General features: G+C 72.1%; 9 protein-coding genes and 1 riboswitch. Of the genes, 3 read left to right on the top strand and 6 right to left on the bottom strand.

Going from position 1 to position 16,779, the window contains the following annotated elements:
* A partial coding sequence (locus CS062_RS20675; protein WP_143742430.1) for a condensation domain-containing protein occupies positions 1–783 on the top strand: 783 nt, incomplete at its 5' end.
* Positions 784–913: 130 nt separating this feature from the next.
* Here CS062_RS20675 and CS062_RS20670 read toward each other — a convergent pair.
* From CS062_RS20670 to CS062_RS20655, 4 genes are all read right to left on the bottom strand, one after another.
* Entirely contained in the window at positions 914–3,199 is a 2,286-nt protein-coding gene (locus tag CS062_RS20670) for a TonB-dependent siderophore receptor (protein ID WP_099863444.1), read from the bottom strand.
* A 208-nt stretch (positions 3,200–3,407) separates the two neighbouring features.
* Positions 3,408–4,715, bottom strand: a complete 1,308-nt coding sequence (locus CS062_RS20665; protein WP_099863443.1) for a lysine N(6)-hydroxylase/L-ornithine N(5)-oxygenase family protein — start codon at positions 4,713–4,715, stop codon at positions 3,408–3,410.
* Between the two features lie 7 nt (positions 4,716–4,722).
* The gene (locus CS062_RS20660) at positions 4,723–5,865 is read right to left on the bottom strand and encodes a GNAT family N-acetyltransferase (protein ID WP_233218181.1); all 1,143 of its coding nucleotides are present in this window, start codon (positions 5,863–5,865) and stop codon (positions 4,723–4,725) included.
* A 112-nt stretch (positions 5,866–5,977) separates the two neighbouring features.
* On the bottom strand, positions 5,978–6,916 hold the full coding sequence (locus tag CS062_RS20655; protein ID WP_099863442.1) for an alpha/beta hydrolase: 939 nt from the start codon (positions 6,914–6,916) through the stop codon (positions 5,978–5,980).
* Between the two features lie 217 nt (positions 6,917–7,133).
* Here CS062_RS20655 and CS062_RS20650 point away from each other — a divergent pair, with 217 nt between their 5' ends.
* Positions 7,134–8,852 carry a cyclic peptide export ABC transporter gene (locus tag CS062_RS20650; protein ID WP_099863441.1) on the top strand — a complete coding sequence of 573 codons (1,719 nt, stop codon included), beginning with the start codon at positions 7,134–7,136 and terminating at the stop codon, positions 8,850–8,852.
* Positions 8,853–8,919: 67 nt separating this feature from the next.
* On the opposite strand, the gene CS062_RS20645 is transcribed toward CS062_RS20650, so the two are convergent.
* On the bottom strand, positions 8,920–11,139 hold the full coding sequence (locus CS062_RS20645; protein WP_233218180.1) for a LamG-like jellyroll fold domain-containing protein: 2,220 nt from the start codon (positions 11,137–11,139) through the stop codon (positions 8,920–8,922).
* Between the two features lie 187 nt (positions 11,140–11,326).
* Positions 11,327–14,449 carry a ligand-binding sensor domain-containing diguanylate cyclase gene (locus tag CS062_RS20640; protein WP_099863440.1) on the bottom strand — a complete coding sequence of 1,041 codons (3,123 nt, stop codon included), beginning with the start codon at positions 14,447–14,449 and terminating at the stop codon, positions 11,327–11,329.
* A 289-nt stretch (positions 14,450–14,738) separates the two neighbouring features.
* A riboswitch (cyclic di-GMP riboswitch) is annotated at positions 14,739–14,839 on the top strand.
* 86 nt (positions 14,840–14,925) lie between these two features.
* Here CS062_RS20640 and CS062_RS20635 point away from each other — a divergent pair.
* Entirely contained in the window at positions 14,926–16,728 is a 1,803-nt protein-coding gene (locus CS062_RS20635; protein ID WP_233218179.1) for a ShlB/FhaC/HecB family hemolysin secretion/activation protein, read from the top strand.
* The last annotated feature ends 51 nt before the right edge of the window (positions 16,729–16,779 follow it).

The following is a 16,779-nucleotide window of genomic DNA, read 5'->3' as shown; positions in this document are numbered from 1 at the left end:
GAGGCGCTGGCCGCCGAGCTGCCGCACTGGCGGCGCGAGCTGGCCGCGATCCCGGACCTGCCGCGCGACGATCCCCAGGCGCAGGCCTGGATCCAGGATCGCCGCACCGCGGCGATGTCGCTGGACGCGGCGCTCACCAAGCAGCTGCTGCGCGTCGCGCCCGCGGCCTATGGCGGCGGCATCGACGCGCTGCTGTTGACCGCGCTCGGGCGGACGCTGTCGGCCTGGAGCGGTCATCCCGAGGCGCTGGTGCTGCTCGAGGGCCATGGCCGCGAAGGCGACGCGGCCGACATCGACCTGAGCCGCACGGTGGGCTGGTTCACCAGCGCCTATCCGGTCCGCCTGTCCGGCCACGACCAGCCCTGGGCGGCGGCGATCCCGGCGGTGTCCGACCACCTGCGCGCGGTGCCGAACCGCGGCGTCGGCTTCGGCGTGCTGCGGTACCTGCATGCCGACGAGGCGGTGCGGGCCTCGCTGGCGGCGGTCCAGCCACGGATCGCGTTCAACTACCTGGGCCAGCTGGACCAGACGCTGAAGGACGGCGCGGGCTTCAGCCGCGCGCGCGACTCCGGCGGCATGGCGCGGGACGAGCGCGGACCGCTGCCGTGCTGGATCGAGGTGATCGGCCAGGTGATGGACGGCGTGTTGACGATGAACTGGTCCTACAGCGACCGCATGTTCAAGCCGGCGACGATGGACGGGCTGGCCGCGGGCTTCCGCGCGGAGCTGGTCGCGCTGATCGCGCACTGCGTCGAGGTGGCGGAGCGGGCAGGGGGCGTTTGAACGCGGGGATCCGGTGCCTCCCGGCACCGGATCGCCCACCGGTCGCGCTGAATGCCGGCCTGGACGCCCGCCTTGGACGCCCGCCCGAGTGACGTCAGGAGCGGCGCCAGAAGAGGCGCCGCGGGCCGCCTCAGAAGCGGTAGTTGCCGCGCAGCCAGGTGCTGCGCGGCGTGCCGAACATGTAGCCCGACTGGCCGCTCATCCAGACGTAGGTCTTGTCGGTCACGTTCTCGACATTGAGCGACACCGTCATCCGCGGCGTGAGCTCGTAGCGCGCCAGCAGGCCGAGCAGGGTGTAGCCGCCCTGGGTCAACGTCGGCTTGGACACGATGTCCATCGAGGTGGCGTTCTGGTAGCTCAGGTTGCCGCCGACGGTGAGCCGGCTCAGCGCGCCGGGCAGGCGGTAGCTGGTCGCCAGGTTGACGGTGCGGGTGGCCAGGTGCGGCGAGAGCGGCGTGCCGTCGGCCTTGCGGGGCGTGCCGTAGGCGTAACCGGCCATCAGCTGCCAGCCGGTCAGCACCTCGCCGGACACGCTCAGCTCGAAGCCCTCGGTGACCGTGCCCCGCTCGCCGCGGAAGGCGGGCGAGCCGTCCGGCTGCAGCGTGCCGGTGGCCACCGGCACATGGTCCTGCTTGGTGCGGAAGACCGCGACCGCGGTGTTCAGCCGGCCGCCGAAGTGCTCGCCCTTCACGCCGACCTCGACGTTGCTGCCGCGCTGCGGATCGATCACGTTGCCGTTCACATCCTTGGAGGTGTTGGGCTGGAAGATCTGGGTGTAGCTGCCGTAGACCGAGAAGTCGCCGGTCAGGTCGTAGACCACGCCCGCATAGGGCGTGACGACCGAGGTCTCCTTGATCGGCACGCCGTCCACCCGCGCGCCGTTGGCCATGCCGGCCCAGGAGCGCTGGTAGGACCGGTTCTCATAGGAGGTCACGCGCGCGCCGACCAGCACCGACAGCGCGTCGGTCGCCTGCAGCCGGGTGGACGCATAGGCCGCGCGCTCCTCGGTCTCGGCGTTCTGGCGCAGGCGGGGGTACAGGAAGTCCGGCTTGGCGATCGCGCCGAGGTCGAAGACCCCGCCCGGACGGCGATCCAGCCGGGTGCCGGTGTTGAGCGCGCTGTTGTTGGCGATCTCGGTCTCGAGCTTGTTGACGTTGAAGCCGATCACCGCCTGGTGGGTGCGGCCGAACAGCCGGTACGGCCCCGAGGCATAGACGTCCAGCGACTTGTTGGTGCCGTCCGCCGGGTTGTCGCTCAGCGAGACGACACCGATGTTGGTCGCCGCGTTGATCGGGAAGGTGGGCAGCGTGCTTTGCAGGTCGCCGCTGTAGCGCTCGCGCTGGTTCTTGACCTGCGCCACCTCCGCCTTGACCTGCCAGCCGTTGTCGAAGGCGTGCTGCAGGTTGACGAAGACCCGGCGGGTCTCCATGTTCCAGGTGCTCCACGGCGTGCTGAAGGAGTAGGAGCGCGGCACCACCAGGCGGGCGCCGTTGCCGTAGTAGGGCGGGATGTTGCCGAAGTTGGCGCCATCGATGTCGTTCTTCTGGTACTCGAAGCCGGCGGCCAGCACGGTGCGCGGGCCGAGGTCGGTCTCGACGATGCCGTACAGCAGGCTGTCCTTGCGGCGCTTGTTGTCGATGAAGGTATCGCCGCCCGCATGCGACGCGACGATGCGGCCGCGCACGCCACCGCTGGCGGTGAGGCTGCCGCCGAGGTCGGCCTGCGCCAGGTAGCGGCTCCAGTTGCCCGCGCCGACGGTGACGCTGCCCTCGAACTGCTGCGTCGGGCGCTTGCGCACCAGGTTGACCGAGCCGCCGGGCTGCCCGACGCCGTTGAGCAGGCCGGCCGGTCCGCGGATGACCTCGACCCGGTCATACATCGCCATGCTGGTCATGCTGGCCTCGGCCGAGACATTGTTGTAGGCCAGCGTCGGGATGCCGTCGACCATCTGGCTCAGCGAGAAGCCGCGCGAGGTGAAGTCCACGCGCTCGTCGCGCCGGTTGACGACGATGCCCGGCGTCTGGCGCATCACCTCGTTGAGCGTGTCCAGGTTCTGCTCGTCCATCTGCTGGCGGCCGATGACGGTCAGCGACTGCGGCGTCTCGCGGGGCGACAGCGGCATGCGGGTGCCGGCGCCCGTGCTGCGCACCGTGTAGGAGCCGGTGCCCTCGCTGGTGGTGGACCGACCGCTCACCGACACCGTGGGCAACGCTGAACCGGTGGGCGAGGAGGCGGCGGCACCGGGCGCCGCGGCGGCGGAGGCAGCGGCCGGAGCGCTGTCGGCGGCCGCCTCGGCGGTCACCGCCTGCGCTCGCACGGGCGAGGCGCCCGAGAGCGCGAGGGTGCCGAAGGCGGTGGCCAGGGCCAACGACAGCCGGTGAGGACGGAACAGGGCGAGCGACGGGAACGGGGACATGGCGCGATCCTTCTGAGGATTCATGGTTGTGGCGAAAGGGAACGGGGCTGGGCGACGAGGCGCCCGGAACGTGAAAAAGCGCGCCGCCACGGATCCCGTGTGGCGGCGCGCGTCGCGGTGAAGGGGGTAGTCGACGTCGTCGGGTCCTCCGCTCAAGGACCCGGCGGTGGCCGGCAACGGCCGGCCGGTGGCGACCCGGGACGGCCGGTCATGCGGCCTGCCGGGAGCTTTCCTGCCGCCCGGTCGCATGGTCCAGGCCGGTGGCGCCGTGCAGCGCGCCGCGGATCTCGCCGGAGCGGATCGCGGTCACCGACAGCAGCGTGTCGCTCAGGCCGTGGGTCAGCTCGCAGGCGCCCTGCAGGAAGACGCTGGGATGGAAATTGGGTTGGCCGCGCAGCCGGTAGTGGCGGTCGACCTCCCAGTCGCCGAGGTAGGGCGCCAGCGGCGCCAGCAGGCTGCGGTGGCGGTCGCGCTCATACCCGGTGGCCAGCACGATCGCGTCGTAGTCCTGCGTGATCGTGCGCTCATGGTTCAGGTCGCGCAGCGTCAGGCGCAGGCCGTGCTCGCCCGCCTGCACGCCGGCCACCTCGTGGCGCCGCAGGAAGCGGTGGCGCGGCTCGCCGCTGACGCGCTGCCGGTAGAAGACCTCGAAGATCTGCTGGATCAGCGCCAGGTCCGGTGCCGCGTAGTTGGTGTGCCAGTACTCGTTGAGCAGCTCCTCGCGCTCGCTGCCGGAGCGGCTGAAGACGAAGTCGGTGAAGTCGGCATTGAAGATCTCGTTGACGAAGGGGCTGTCGTCCGACGGCTTGATCGAGCGTGCCCGCATCACCAGGTCCACCTGCGGCCGCTGCGGCCGGCCGTGCAGGTCCATGAAGATCTCCGCCGCGCTCTGGCCCGCGCCGACGACCGCGATGCGCCGCGCCTCGCCGTGGCGGGCGATGGCCTCCAGGTAGTTGCTGGAGTGGAAGACCCGCGGATCGTCCTTGAAGGCCTTGAACTCGGCCGGCACGCGCGGCATGCCGCCGACGCCCACCACCAGGTGACGGGTCAGGCGCTCGCGCACCGCGCCGGCCGCGTCGCGCGAGCGCACCCGCAGCAGCCTGACCTCGCCGGCACGCGGCTCGGGCAGCACCTCGAAGACATCCTCGCCATAGGCGCAGCGGTCCTCGAACTGGGCGGCGGCCCAGGCGAGGTAGTCGTTGAACTCGTGGCGGCTGGGGAAGAAGGTCTTCAGGTTGATGAAGTCCTGCAGCCGGTCCTTCTCATGCAGGTAGTTCAGGAAGGTGAAGCGGCTGGACGGGTTGCGCAGCGTCGCCAGGTCCTTCAGGAAGGAGATCTGCATGTGCGCCTGGTCCAGCAGCATGTTCTTGTGCCAGACGAAACCGGGCTGGCGCTCCACGAACAGCGCGTCCAGCGGCCGCTGCTGCGGGCGACCCTCGCGGCCTTCCTCCAGCGCGATGGCCAGGGCGATGTTGGACGGGCCGAAGCCGATGCCGATCAGGTCATGGAGGTGCATGGGTGCCTCAGGATTGGGGAACTGCGAGGGAGGGACCGGAGGACGCGTCCGCGTCGTCGGCGCGCGGGATCCAGAGCGCGTCGTCGAAGAAGCGCTCGCGCATCAGCAGGCCCAGCACCGCGCGCTTGTGCGGGAACTGGATCTCCTTGAGCGAGGCATAGCCGCAGCGGTTGAGGCTGCGGATCATCCGGCGGTTGTCGATGCGGGGCTCGATCACCAGGCGCTGGGTGCGGCAGTCGTCGAGGAACAGGTAATGGGAGACGCCCGGCATCCAGGCTGTCAGGAACGGCCTGCCACGCAGCGCCGGCTCGCCGACCAGCACATGCCAGCCGCGGTCGTGGTCGGCGGCGTCGTAGAACGGCGCGATGCGGTCTTCCTTGGCCCAGTAGGCTTCGACGTAGCAGAACGGCCGGTCGTCAAGGCAGCCGATCAGTCCGACGGTGTGGGGGTCGGCGGCGACGCCGGAGAGATAACGGCGGTGGTGGTCCAGGTCGCCGGTTTCCTGCCAGAAGTGGGCGACGGCCGGCTCGTTCATCCAGCGGTTCACGGTGGCCAGGTCGCGCTCCACGTCCATGGCCCGCAGGCTGAAGGCCTGGTCCAGCCAGGGGATGTGGCGGCGGTAGACGGTGCCGACGGGCTTGGGCGGACGGCGGGGATGGCGGCGGCCGTCCTTGCTGAAGACGCACTGGCTGGGCGGCGGATCGCGCCGGTCGGTCAGCCAGAGGCGGTCCCATTGCCAGAACAGCTCCCGCGAGACGGTGGCCGGCTGCCCGGCGGGCTGCAGCGCGATGCCGCCGGCGAGCAGCGCCGAGCTGGCCGGCAACACGCCGCCGAGCGACACGGCCGGCAGGTCCGGGCGCAGCGCGAAGACCGCTTCCAGCGCCACGGGCAGGTGGAGGTCCAGGAGCGCCGCCGGTGCCCGGTCCAGACCGTCGCGCGGCTGCAGCAGCGGCAGCGGCGTGCCGGGCTCGAGCATCCAGGCGCTGACCGGTCCGCCATCCCGCGGCAGCACGCTCAGGTGGGGGCCGTTCATGACGGCCTCGAACTCCTGGCCCCCAATGCGGCTCAGGACGCGGCCGGCGGCGCGGGCGCCGGCGGTGGCGAGGAAAGGATCGGAGCCGGCGGACAGGGCCGGCGCAGCGATGGACATGGGACTGCCTCGAATGTGGTCGCGGCGCTCGGCGCGCCGCCGTCTTCCGGTAATGACGTTGGCCGCGCCGATTTGTTCACGCGGGCAGTGGCCCGGGGTGGTGCTCGCCGGCTCAGCGGAAGGCGTGGGCGAGCGCCGCGGCGGCGTCGGCGCGCAGCCTGGTAGCGTCCTCGACCACATTCCCCAGCCGCGCGAAGTCATGGACCATGCCGGCGTAGACCTGGACATCGGTCCGCACGCCGGCGGCCTCCAGCGCCCGGGCGTAGGCCAGGCCTTCGTCGAGCAGCGGGTCGAACTCGGCCAGGGCGAGGTGCGCCGGGGCCAGGCCTTGCAGGCTGGCGGCCTGCAAGGGCGCGAAGCGCCAGTCCAGGCGGTCGGTGTCGTCGCGCAGGTACTGGCTGAACATCCATTGCAGGTTGCGCTGTTCCAGCAGATGGCCGGTGGCCAGCCGCCGATGGGACGGCGTGTCCTGGTGGGCGCTGGTGCAGGGATAGAGCAGCAGCTGCAGCACCGGCTGGGCGAGGCCGGCGTCCCGCGCGGCCACGGTCAGCGCGGTCGCGAGCGTGCCGCCGACGCTGTCCCCGCCGACCGCGATGCGGGCCGGGTCCAACCCCAGCGCGCCGGCATGGGCGCGCAGCCAGGCCGCGGCGTCCTCGGCATCGTGGAAGGCCGTCGGGAAGCGGTGTTCCGGCGCGCGCCGGTAATCGACGGCGAGGACCGCGCAGTCCGCCTGCCGCGCCAGGTCCCGGCAGAGCGAGTCGTGCGAGTCCAGCCCGCCCAGCACATAGCCGCCGCCGTGGAAGAACAGCAGCACCGGCGCGCGCGGCGCGATGTCGCCGCGGTAGAGCCGGGCGGGCAGGGCGTGGCCATCGCGGGCGGGCAGCGTCAGCGCCTCGCAGGGCAGGTCGGGGCCGGGGAGGTCCAGCGCGCCCGTCGAGCGGTCGTAGGCGGCGCGCGCCTGCGCGGCGGAGAGCTCGTGCAGAGCGGGGCCGTCGGCATTCGCGGCGTTGACCAGGTCGAGGAAGGCTTCCAGATCGGGATGCAGGGGCATGGCAAGGCCGCCGGCGCACTCGGGCGGAATCGTTGCGGGAGAGGCGCCATCACGCGCCTGCAGGGAAGACGTCCGGCCGATGCGTTTGTTCACCGATGGCGGCGGTCGGCGACGGCCCCGGCGCTCGCCGCCATGAACAAACACGCCGCCGGATCGTCTACCTAGGACCTCACCCGACCGCCGCGCCGCTGGGCCGGCGGCCTGAAAGACCGCGCTGATGAACACTGCTCCTGGCACCCCGGCCGGCGATCCGCCGGGCCCCGCTCCCGGCAAGGCCGGCGAAGTCTCCGGGCTCCTGAAGCCCTTCCTGCCCTGGCTGGCCTTCTCCGCCGTGACCGGCGTGGCCGCCGGGGCGGCGACGGTGGCGCTGCTGGGCACGATCAACGCGGTGCTGAACCGGCCGGGCGGCATGGCCGGCGGTCTGCTGCTGACCTTCGTGGCGCTGTGCGCGGTGGCGCTGGTGGGCCGCGCGGCGTCCAGCATGAGCACCAACCTGGTCGGCCAGCGGCTGGTGGCGCAGGTGCGCAAGAGCCTGGCGCGCAAGATCCTGGCCGCGCCGATCGACGCGCTCGAGCGCTATCGCACCCATCGCCTGATGCCGGTGCTGACCGGCGACGTGGACATGATCAGCGATGCCGCCTTCGTGCTGTCCTCGGCGTTGATCGCGCTGGCGATCACCCTGGGCTGCCTGGGCTACCTGGCCTGGCTGTCGCCGGCGCTGTTCGGGCTGCTGCTGCTGGCGCTGGTGGTCGGCGTGGGCGTGCAGACCTGGGCGCAGGCGCGCGGCATCAAGGGCTTCCACAAGGCCCGCGATGCCGAGGAGCAGCTGCACAAGGCCTATCGCGCCATCAGCGACGGCGCCAAGGAGCTGCGCATGCACCGCGCGCGCCGCGCCGGCATGTACGGCGGACAGATCGAGGGCACGGTCGACCGCATCCGCGAGATCAACTGGCGCGCCATCAACACGTACGTGCTGGCGACGGCCTTCGGCTCGGCGCTGTTCTTCCTGCTGATCGCGCTGATCCTGGGCTGGGCGGCGCTGCGCACGATGCCGCCCTCGGTGCTCAGCGGATTCGTGCTGGTGCTGCTGTTCCTCAAGGGGCCGCTGGACCAGATCGCGGCGGCGGTGCCCGGCATCGGGCGGGCGCGGGTCGCCTTCCAGCGGATCGCCGACATGTCGGCGCGCTTCGCGACGCCGGAGCCCTTCCTGGACCTGGACCAGCCCGGCGAGCCGGCCGCGCTGGCCGATGCGATCGAGCTGCGCGGCGTGGGCTACGGTTTCCCGGCGCCCGACGGCGGCGAGGCCTTCGTGCTCGGGCCGGTGGACCTGACGCTGCGGCGCGGGGAGATGGTGTTCGTCGTCGGCGACAACGGCTCGGGCAAGACCACGCTGGTCAAGCTGCTGCTGGGGCTGTATGCGCCGCAGCAGGGCCAGGTGCTGGCGGACGGCCGGCCGGTGACCGACCAGACCCGTGACCACTACCGGCAGCTCTACACCACGGTGTTCTCGGACTTCTACCTGTTCGAAGACCTGGCCGCCGAGGCCGGGCAGGGCGGCAGCCTGCCGGAACGCGCGCTGCCCTACCTGCAGCGGCTGGAGATCGCGCACAAGGTGTCGGTCAAGGACGGCGCGTTCAGCACGGTGGACCTCTCGACCGGCCAGCGCAAGCGCCTGGCGCTGGTGCATGCCTACCTGGAAGGCCGCCCGGTGCTGGTCTTCGACGAGTGGGCGGCGGACCAGGATCCGACCTTCCGCCACCTGTTCTACACGGAGCTGCTGCCGGAACTGCGCGACAAGGGCCACCTGGTGATCGTGGTCTCCCACGACGACCGCTACTTCCACCTGGCCGATCGCGTGATCCGCATGGACCACGGCCGGATCGTCGAGGGCGCGGCGCCTGTGGCCCGGCCGCGGCGCGAGACCGCGGCGGCCTAGCGGTTACTGCGCACGCGCGGCGCTCCGATCGTCGGCCAATGACGGACCGGCCGCCGCGGGCCGGCGGTCAGCCTTGCGCCAGCGCCTGGACCTGCGCGGTGCTCAGCGCGCCGCCGTAGATCCGGAAGTCCTGCAGCCGCCCGTTGAAGTAGGGGTCCTGCCCGTACTGCGCCCGGCCGAGCCAGTTCTGCGTCGTGTCGCCGAGCTGGTAGGGCGCCAGGTCCATCGTCGTGATCGAGGCGGCCGCGGTGCCGTCGACATGCAGGGTGCAGGTCCGGTCCTTGAGCGTCATCGCCAGATGCACCCAGCGGCCCTTCGCCAGCGGGCCGGTCGAGACCGACTGCTCGCCGAAGTAGGTGGTGTTGGTCACGCTGACCCGCGTCGTGTCGTTGCTCACCAGCAGCGTCAGATAGGTGATGTCGCTCGAGCCGAAGTCGAAGACGCGGGCGTTGCCCCGGTTCACGCCGTTCCACCAGACCCAGCCGGCGATCGTGACGTCGCCGACGCCGGCCAGCACGCCGGTGGGCAGCGCCAGGTGACCCGAGGCGCCATCCAGCGCCAGCGCCTTCGTGCCGGCCTTTCGGCCCTCGCCCCAGGAGGCGCCGCCGACCAGCGCGCCGTTGCGCTGTCGGCCGCCGACATCGCGGGCCGTCGTGCCCTGGCCGTCATCCAGGGGCAGGCTCAGCAGCAGCGGGGCGTCGAGGTCCACCGCCGCGCTGGCCGAGGTCGACAGCACCGCGCCGGCGCCGTCCAGCGCGCGGACCTGGTACTGCCACCGGCCTTGCGACACCGCGCTGTCCGTCCAGGTGGGCAGGCCGCCGGCGCTGACGCGGGTGAGCTCGGTGTAGGTCGAGGACCCGGCCGGCGCCCGCAGCACCGCATGGGCCGCCGCATCCGCGCTGCCCCACCACGAGAGTTGGACCGCGCCGCCGCGCACGATCGCCTGCAACCCGGTGGGCGCGACGCGCGTCACATCCGCGTCGCGCGAGAAGGTCAGCGTGCCGAAGCTCAGGTCGTCGCCCAGCCAGGTGTTGCCCTCGGGCCGCAGCTGCGCGGCCAGCGCGCTGACCCACGGCGCGGCCAGGCCCTTGCGCTTGACGTAATGGTTGTAGATCGGCTCCCAGCAGGGGCGGCCGTTCGGCCGGCCACCGTCGGACACCGCGGTGAAGGTGCCCTGCCGGTTGATGTAGAGGTAGAAGGGCAGCGTGTAGAAGGCGCCGGCGGCGTCCTTCAGGTTGGACTTGGCGACGTACTCCGCGCCGGCCAGCAGCCGGTTGTCGTCCTCGCCGTAGAGGTCGTCGCCCTGGTTCCAGGCCATCTCGCACAGGTAGCCGGCCATGCCCAGGCTGAGCGTCGAATGGCCCTGGTCGCGGCCGCTTTCCTGCCATTGCCCCATGTGGCCAGGATGGCGCGCATAGACCATGTGGCGCGACGCGCCGTTGCCGCGGCCGCGGTGGAAGTAGTCCAGCGCCTCCTGGTAGACGTCGGCCCGGTCGGCGAAGACGCCGATGGCCAGCATGCCGACCAGGCACACCAGGTCCCAGTTGGCCCATTGGTTGGTGATGTTGGTGCCGTTGTGGTCTTTCAGGAAGCTGCTCTGCAGCGGATAGAAGTGGGCCAGCAGCCATTGCTGGCAGGCGTTCCGGTCGGCCGCGCTCCAGCCGGTGTAGGTGCGCAGGATCTCGGCCGCGTTGGCCCACTGGTAGCCGTAGATGCCGGCGGCCAGGAAGCGGTCGCCGTTGCCGGTGAGCGAGGTCATCGTCGTGACCCACGCGTTGATGTAGCGCACCGCCTGGTCGGCGTAGGCGGTGTCGCCGGTCACCTTCCAGCGCAGCGCCAGCTGGTAGGCGCGCTGCACGTCCTCGACCATCGCGCGGAAGTTCTCGCCGTCGCCGCCGCGGATGGCGGTGACGACCGGCTGCGGGTCGCGTCCCAGCTGCGCGCGACCGCTCGAGGTCAGCGCGCGCAGGCCGCTCACCCAGGGTTCGCGACCGGCCGCGAGCTGCGTACGCATGCGGGTGAAGTCGGCCTCGGTGTGCAGCAGGCCGGGGTGGGTGAAGACGCGCGCCGTCCCGGTGCCGGTGGTCGTCGTGCCGCCGGTGCTGCCTCCACCGGTCGGCGTCGACGCGCCGCCGCTGCTGTCGGCCGACACGGCCTCGTTGGCGCCGCCGCCGCCCGACCCGCAGGCCGACAGGCCCAGCGCCGTGCCGCCGGTCACGACGGCTCGGCGCATCCATTGGCGGCGGGTGCTGGTCGACGCGAGCCACGCGTCAAGGTCGAAATTCATCACGTTGGGGCCTGCGTCGGAAGAGGAAGGGAGGGCGGCGAAGCGGCGCTCGCGAGCGCGTGGCGCATCTTGGCCGGACACCGTTGTCATCGCCGCAACCGTTGCACTCTGTGACCGTTGCCCGTCGGAGCCGCACAACATCCGGCCCCCGGCCGTGGCGATGCAGCTCGAAGTTCTCACCGAGTTCTCACGAGGCAATCACCGTCCGGTCGCGTCCGCCATGCTTGGCGTCGTAGAGCGCCGCATCGGCGCGCGCGACCAGCGCCTCCAGCGACTCGTCGCCGGAAGCGGGCACGCCGACCGCGCCAGCGCTGCAGGTCACGGGCAGCGGCGTGCCGGTGCCGATGTCGAAGGGTTCGGCGCCGATGCAGCGCTGCAGGGCCTGCGCGCGGCGGCGGCCCTGCGCCTGCGCCATCGACAGGCCGGGCAGCACCAGCAGGAACTCCTCGCCGCCCCAGCGGCCGATCGCGTCGTAGTCGCGCATCGTGGCGCGCAGCCGCTGCACCAGTTGCGTCAGCACCGCGTCTCCGGCGGGATGGCCGTGGGTGTCGTTGATGCGCTTGAAGTGGTCGACGTCGATCAGCATCAGCGTGACCGCCGCTTCGCCGCGGCGGGCCCGCGCGATCTCCCGGGCGGCCAGGTCGGTGATCGCGCGCCGGTTCATCGCGCCGGTCAGGCCATCGGTCAGCGCCAGGGTGCGCATCTGCTCATAGGAGGCCTTGAGCTCGGCGGTGCGCTGCCCGACGAGGCCTTCCAGCTCGCGCTGGCGCCGCACCCAGGCACGCACCCGCCAGCGATGCGCCAGCGCGATCAGCGCCAGCGCCAGCGCGCAACCGGCGGCCAGCGCCCAGGCGCTGCGCCACCACGGCGGCCGGATCTCGAAGGCCAGCGAGGCGAGCTCGGACACCAGGCCCAGGTCGGTGTTCTCCACCCGGGCCTCGAAGACATAGCGGCCACCGGCCAGCGCGGGAAAGACGACGTCCTCGTGGGCCGTGGTGCGCCATTGCTCGTCCAGGCCGCGCAGGCGGTAGCGCACCTGTTGCGTGGCGCGATTCCGGAACACGGGCGAGGCCCAGACGATCTCCAGCGCGCCGGCGGACCAGTCGGCCGTCCAGGCGCGATCCAGCGGCATCGACACCTTGTCGCGGGTCACCCGGGTGAGGTGCAGGGCGACACGCACCGGGTCGAGCAGCCGCTCGGGGGCCATCACCTGCGTCGCGCCGCGGCTGGTGCCGATCCAGATGTCGCCGGCCGAGTCCTCGACCAGCGCGTTCTGGTTGCAGTCGTTCCAGCCCAGCCCGTTGCTGTCGTCGAAACGGCGCCAGGGGCCGCCGTTCCAGACCAGCACGCCGTCGTCCGTCGTCACCCACAGCCAGCCGCGACGGTCTGACAGCAGCGCCATCACCGAGCGGCGACCGAGCACCTCGCCCGGCTGCAGCGCGTCGGCGCGCCAGGCGTCGCCGTCGCTGCCGTCGCTGCTGGCGCTGCTGGCGCTGCTGGTGCTACTGGCGCTGCTGGTGCTGCTGGCGCTACTGGCGCTGCTGGTGCTGCTGGTGCTGCTGGTGCCGGAGGCGGTCGTAATGCCGGCGGTGCTCGACACGCGCCAGAGCCGGTTGTCCCGCGAAGCGACCCACAGCGCACCGTCGCGTCCGCAGGCGAGCTTCTCGATCGCCAGGCCGGCCGGCAGCCCGGCGACGGTCGGTGTGGCCATGCCGCGGGTCTCGTCGTGGGCGATCAGTCCGGCCGAGGTGGCGAACCAGGTGCGCCGCTGGGGCGAGGTGCACGCCGCGAAGACGGTCAGGGACTTGGCGCGGTCGGCATCCATGCCGGGCGCCGGCACGACCCGGGACGGCGCTCCGCCGGAGCCCGCCGATCGCGCCGATCGCGCCGATCCCGCCGATCCGGCGGACCCACCGTCGGGCGGCACGAAGAACAGGCCCTTGTCGGCCCCGACCCACATCCCGCCGCCGAGCCCGGGATGCAGCACGAACACCAGCGGCAGTCCCTCCGCCTCTCGCCGCCACGCGCCGTCGGTCCGCCGCCGGAACAGCTCGCCGGAGTAGGTCGCCAACCACAGCTGGCCCGCCGCGTCCCGCGCCAGGCCGCCCACCTGATCGCGCGTTCCGCCGGGCATCCGGACCTCCACGCTGCCCGTCGCCGGATCCAGCAAGGCCACGCCATTGCCGGTGCCCAGCCACATCCGGCCGGGTGCCTCCTCCAGGAAGGTCCAGAGGTCGTCGCTCGGCACGCCCTGGCGCCGGGTCCACTGGCGCCAATGCTCGTAGCCGCGCCAGTGGACCAGCCCATGCCCGGCGGTGCCCAGCCAGAGGTCGTGGTCGCGGTCCTGCAGGATCGCGTGCACGCCGCTGCCGACATCCAGTCCGTGGGCGGCGCCGAAGCGCGTCCACCGGCCCGACTGCCAGCGCAGCACGCCGTCGTCGCTCGAGGTGAGGAGCCGGCCCTGCGCGTCCTCGGCCAGCGGCAGGTGCAGCCTCACGGTGCCGTCGCTCAGTTGCGGCGGCGTGAGGTCCTCGAAGCGGTCCGCATCCGGCGCCAGCCGCGAGACCTGTGTCTCGGCGCGCGCCCACAGGGCGCCGTCACGCGTGCGCAGCAGATCCCCCCAGCGCGCGGGCTTCAGGCCCTCCCGTTCGCCGAACCGGGTCAGTGCGCCGTCCCGCCAGCGGCACAGAGCCTGACCGCAGGCCAGCCACCAGCTGCCGTCCGGCTCCACCAGCACCGCATGGATCGCGGCCAGCGACGGCTCCCGGTCGCGCAGCGCCTGCGGGAAGGCCGGCGTGGCGCGCCAGCCGGCGCCGTCCCGGCGCAAGGCGTAGAGCCCGTCCATCGCCGCCACCAGCGCACCGCCGTCGGCGGTGGCGGCGATCGTCCGATGACCCTGGCGCACGAGGAGCCCGGGGCGTCCGGTGTCGATCACCTCCAGCCCCTCGGGCCCCAGGTGGGCGACCCCGCTGATCACCCCGACCCACAGGCCGCCGCGGCCGTCGGGCGCCAGTGCGCTGACGTGGCGGTCGGCGAGCGGCAGCCCGGGCGGATCGATGCGGGTGATGCGGGCGCCGTCGTGGCGATAGAGACCGTTCTCGGTCCCGATGACCAAGCGGCCGTCCGGCAACTGGACCACGGCGATGACGGAGAGATTCGAGAGCCCGTCCGACTGCGTGTGCGTGGTCAGCGCCAGGTCTTGCGCCGACGCCGTGATGATCAGCCCGCCCGCCAGCAGACTTGCCAGGATCCAGCGGGCAAGCCGGATCAGCGCGGATCGGGGCGAGGCGAGCGTGGCGGAAAAGGGCATCGGTAAACGCGAGGACCGGCGATCAGCCAAGGCGCCGCGGCGATTCGCGACGCGCGTTCAGTTCGGGAGGATAGCGGGCGACTGGGCGGACATCGCACCGCATCATCACGGGCGGCGTCCCCGGCCGCCCGGCGTGAGACTTTCTGCCCTCAAGACCGCGCTAGCGGCTCGGCGGCGCTTCGTCAATCCTCCCCGAGGTGCGATGTGTCGATCGTGTTTCACTCCGATACAGTCCTTCCCTTGAGTCCGCCGCCGGGCGAGGCCTTCGTGAGGAATCTCACGGCGCGCGGACTGCCTAGGGCAAAACCGGCGCGAGCCGGCGACGCAAAGCTTCCGGTCTCCTGCCGGCATCCCTCCGATGCCGTGCCGCGAGATAGCGGGGTTGCCGGACTGGTTCTCTCCAGTTCGTGATGCATTGCCGCCTTCCCGGCTGCCTTGGGTTCAGAAAAACAACGCCCAACGATGGCAGGCAAGGGATGCAGCAGGACAAGAACAAGCGGGTGCGTGCGCGCCCGGCCGCCGGCGTGCCGGCAGTGGCGATGGTCGCGCTGGCCGCGGCGCTCGCCGCCGGCGTGGAAACCGCCTGGGGCCAGGCCTTGCCCCCGGGCACGGTCGACCCCGACGCCCAGCGCCAACTCCAGCAGCAGCGCGAGGCGCAGCAGCGCCAGTCGCTCGAACGCGAGCCCGACGTGCGCCTGCGCGCCAGCCCGCCGCCCGCGCGTCAACGCCTGCGCGACGATGAATCGCCCTGTTTCCTCATCAGCCGGATCGAGCTGCGCGGTGTCGAGGGCCAGCCCCGCATGGCCCGGGAGGTCCGCGCGCTGGACGGCCCACAGGGCGATGACTCGCCGATCGGCCGCTGCCTCGGGGCCACCAGCATCGCCACCCTCGTCACCCGCCTCCAGGACGCCCTGATCGAGGAAGGCTTCATCACCACGCGCGTGCTGGCCGCGCCGCAGGACCTGTCCACCGGCCTGCTGACCCTGACCGTGGTGCCGGGACGCGTCCACGCGATCCGGCTGCGCGAGGGCAGCTCGCCGCAAGTGCGGCTGGCCAACGCGCTGCCGGTGAAGCCCGGCGACGTGCTCAACCTGCGCGACATGGAACAGGCGCTGGAGAACCTGCAGCGCGTGCCCGGCGCGCAGGCCGACATCCAGGTCGAACCGGCGCGGGACACGGCCGAGCCCGGCTACAGCGACCTGGCCGTCAGCTACCAGGGCGGACGCCAATGGCGCTGGCAGGTGTCGCTGGACGACAGCGGCAGCGAGGCCACCGGCCGCTATCCGCTGGCGCTGACCGTCTCGCTGGACCATGCGCTGACGCTCAACGACCTCTTCTATGTGACGCTGAACCGCGATGCCGATTGGCTCGCCCGCCGCGTCGACGACCGCGAGGGCCCGCACAAGGGCACCGGCGGCCATGTGCTGCATTACTCGCTGCCCTGGGGCCATGCGCTGTTGAGCCTGACCGTCAGCCGTAGCGGCTATCGCCAGGTCGTCATCGGCGCGAACCAGACCTACGTCTACCGCGGCGCCAGCAGCAACGGCGAGCTCAAGCTCACCCGCATGCTCTGGCGCGACGGCCAGTACAAGTTCAGCGGCTTCGTGAAGCTGTTCGGCCGCGGCTCGCGCAACTACATCGACGACACCGAGGTCGAGGTCCAGCGCCGGCGCACCGGCGGCTGGGAAGCCGGTCTGAACCTCAAGCGCCAGGCCGGCGGCGTCGGCAGCGAGGCCGAGTTCAGCCTCAAGCGCGGCACCGGCGCCTTCCATGCGCTGGAGGCGCCCGAGGAAGCCTTCGGCGAGGGCGATTCACGGGTCAAGCTGCTGCAGGGCAGCTTCAGCCTCAACGGCGCGCTGCCGCTGGGCGGCCGGCAACTGCAGCTGAGCACCTCGCTGCGGGGCCAGCTGGCGCTGAACCGCCTGACGCCGCAGGACCGCTTCTCGATCGGCGGCCGCTACACGGTGCGCGGCTTCGGCAGCGACGCCTCGCTGTCCGCCGACGACGGCCTGCTGTGGCGCAACGAGGCCGAGCTGCCGCTGAGCGCGCCGCAGGGCACGCCGGCGGTGTCGATGTACCTGGGCGTGGACGCCGGCATGGTGGGCGGCAACGGCGCGGAGCGCCTCGCCGGCCGCCACCTCACCGGCGCCGTCATCGGCTCGCGCCTGCGCACCCAGGGCTTCTCGCTCGACGTCTTCGCCGGCGCGCCGCTGTGGCAGCCCGCGCGATTCCCGGTGGCCCGCGTCGTCGCGGGCTTCACGCTGACCTATTCCCGCTGATTCCCGCCGGTTCCGCCCGCTGCCCCGGATCGGATCCCCCGCCCAATTTCT

Source organism: Roseateles chitinivorans (assembly GCF_002761755.1).
Classification (GTDB): domain Bacteria; phylum Pseudomonadota; class Gammaproteobacteria; order Burkholderiales; family Burkholderiaceae_C; genus Roseateles; species Roseateles chitinivorans.
The sequence above is the reverse complement of the archived record's forward strand: the minus strand, read 5'-3'. Positions and strand labels throughout refer to the sequence as shown.

What these genes read in the sequence shown, in the direction of transcription:
- CS062_RS20670 (WP_099863444.1), bottom strand. Translation starts at nt 3,199, where the DNA reads ATGTCCCCGTTCCCGTCGCTCGCCCTGTTCCGTCCTCACCGGCTGTCG.
- CS062_RS20665 (WP_099863443.1), bottom strand. Translation starts at nt 4,715, where the DNA reads ATGCACCTCCATGACCTGATCGGCATCGGCTTCGGCCCGTCCAACATC.
- CS062_RS20660 (WP_233218181.1), bottom strand. Translation starts at nt 5,865, where the DNA reads ATGTCCATCGCTGCGCCGGCCCTGTCCGCCGGCTCCGATCCTTTCCTC.
- CS062_RS20655 (WP_099863442.1), bottom strand. Translation starts at nt 6,916, where the DNA reads ATGCCCCTGCATCCCGATCTGGAAGCCTTCCTCGACCTGGTCAACGCC.
- CS062_RS20650 (WP_099863441.1), top strand. Translation starts at nt 7,134, where the DNA reads ATGAACACTGCTCCTGGCACCCCGGCCGGCGATCCGCCGGGCCCCGCT.
- CS062_RS20645 (WP_233218180.1), bottom strand. Translation starts at nt 11,139, where the DNA reads ATGAATTTCGACCTTGACGCGTGGCTCGCGTCGACCAGCACCCGCCGC.
- CS062_RS20640 (WP_099863440.1), bottom strand. Translation starts at nt 14,449, where the DNA reads ATGCCCTTTTCCGCCACGCTCGCCTCGCCCCGATCCGCGCTGATCCGG.
- CS062_RS20635 (WP_233218179.1), top strand. Translation starts at nt 14,926, where the DNA reads ATGCAGCAGGACAAGAACAAGCGGGTGCGTGCGCGCCCGGCCGCCGGC.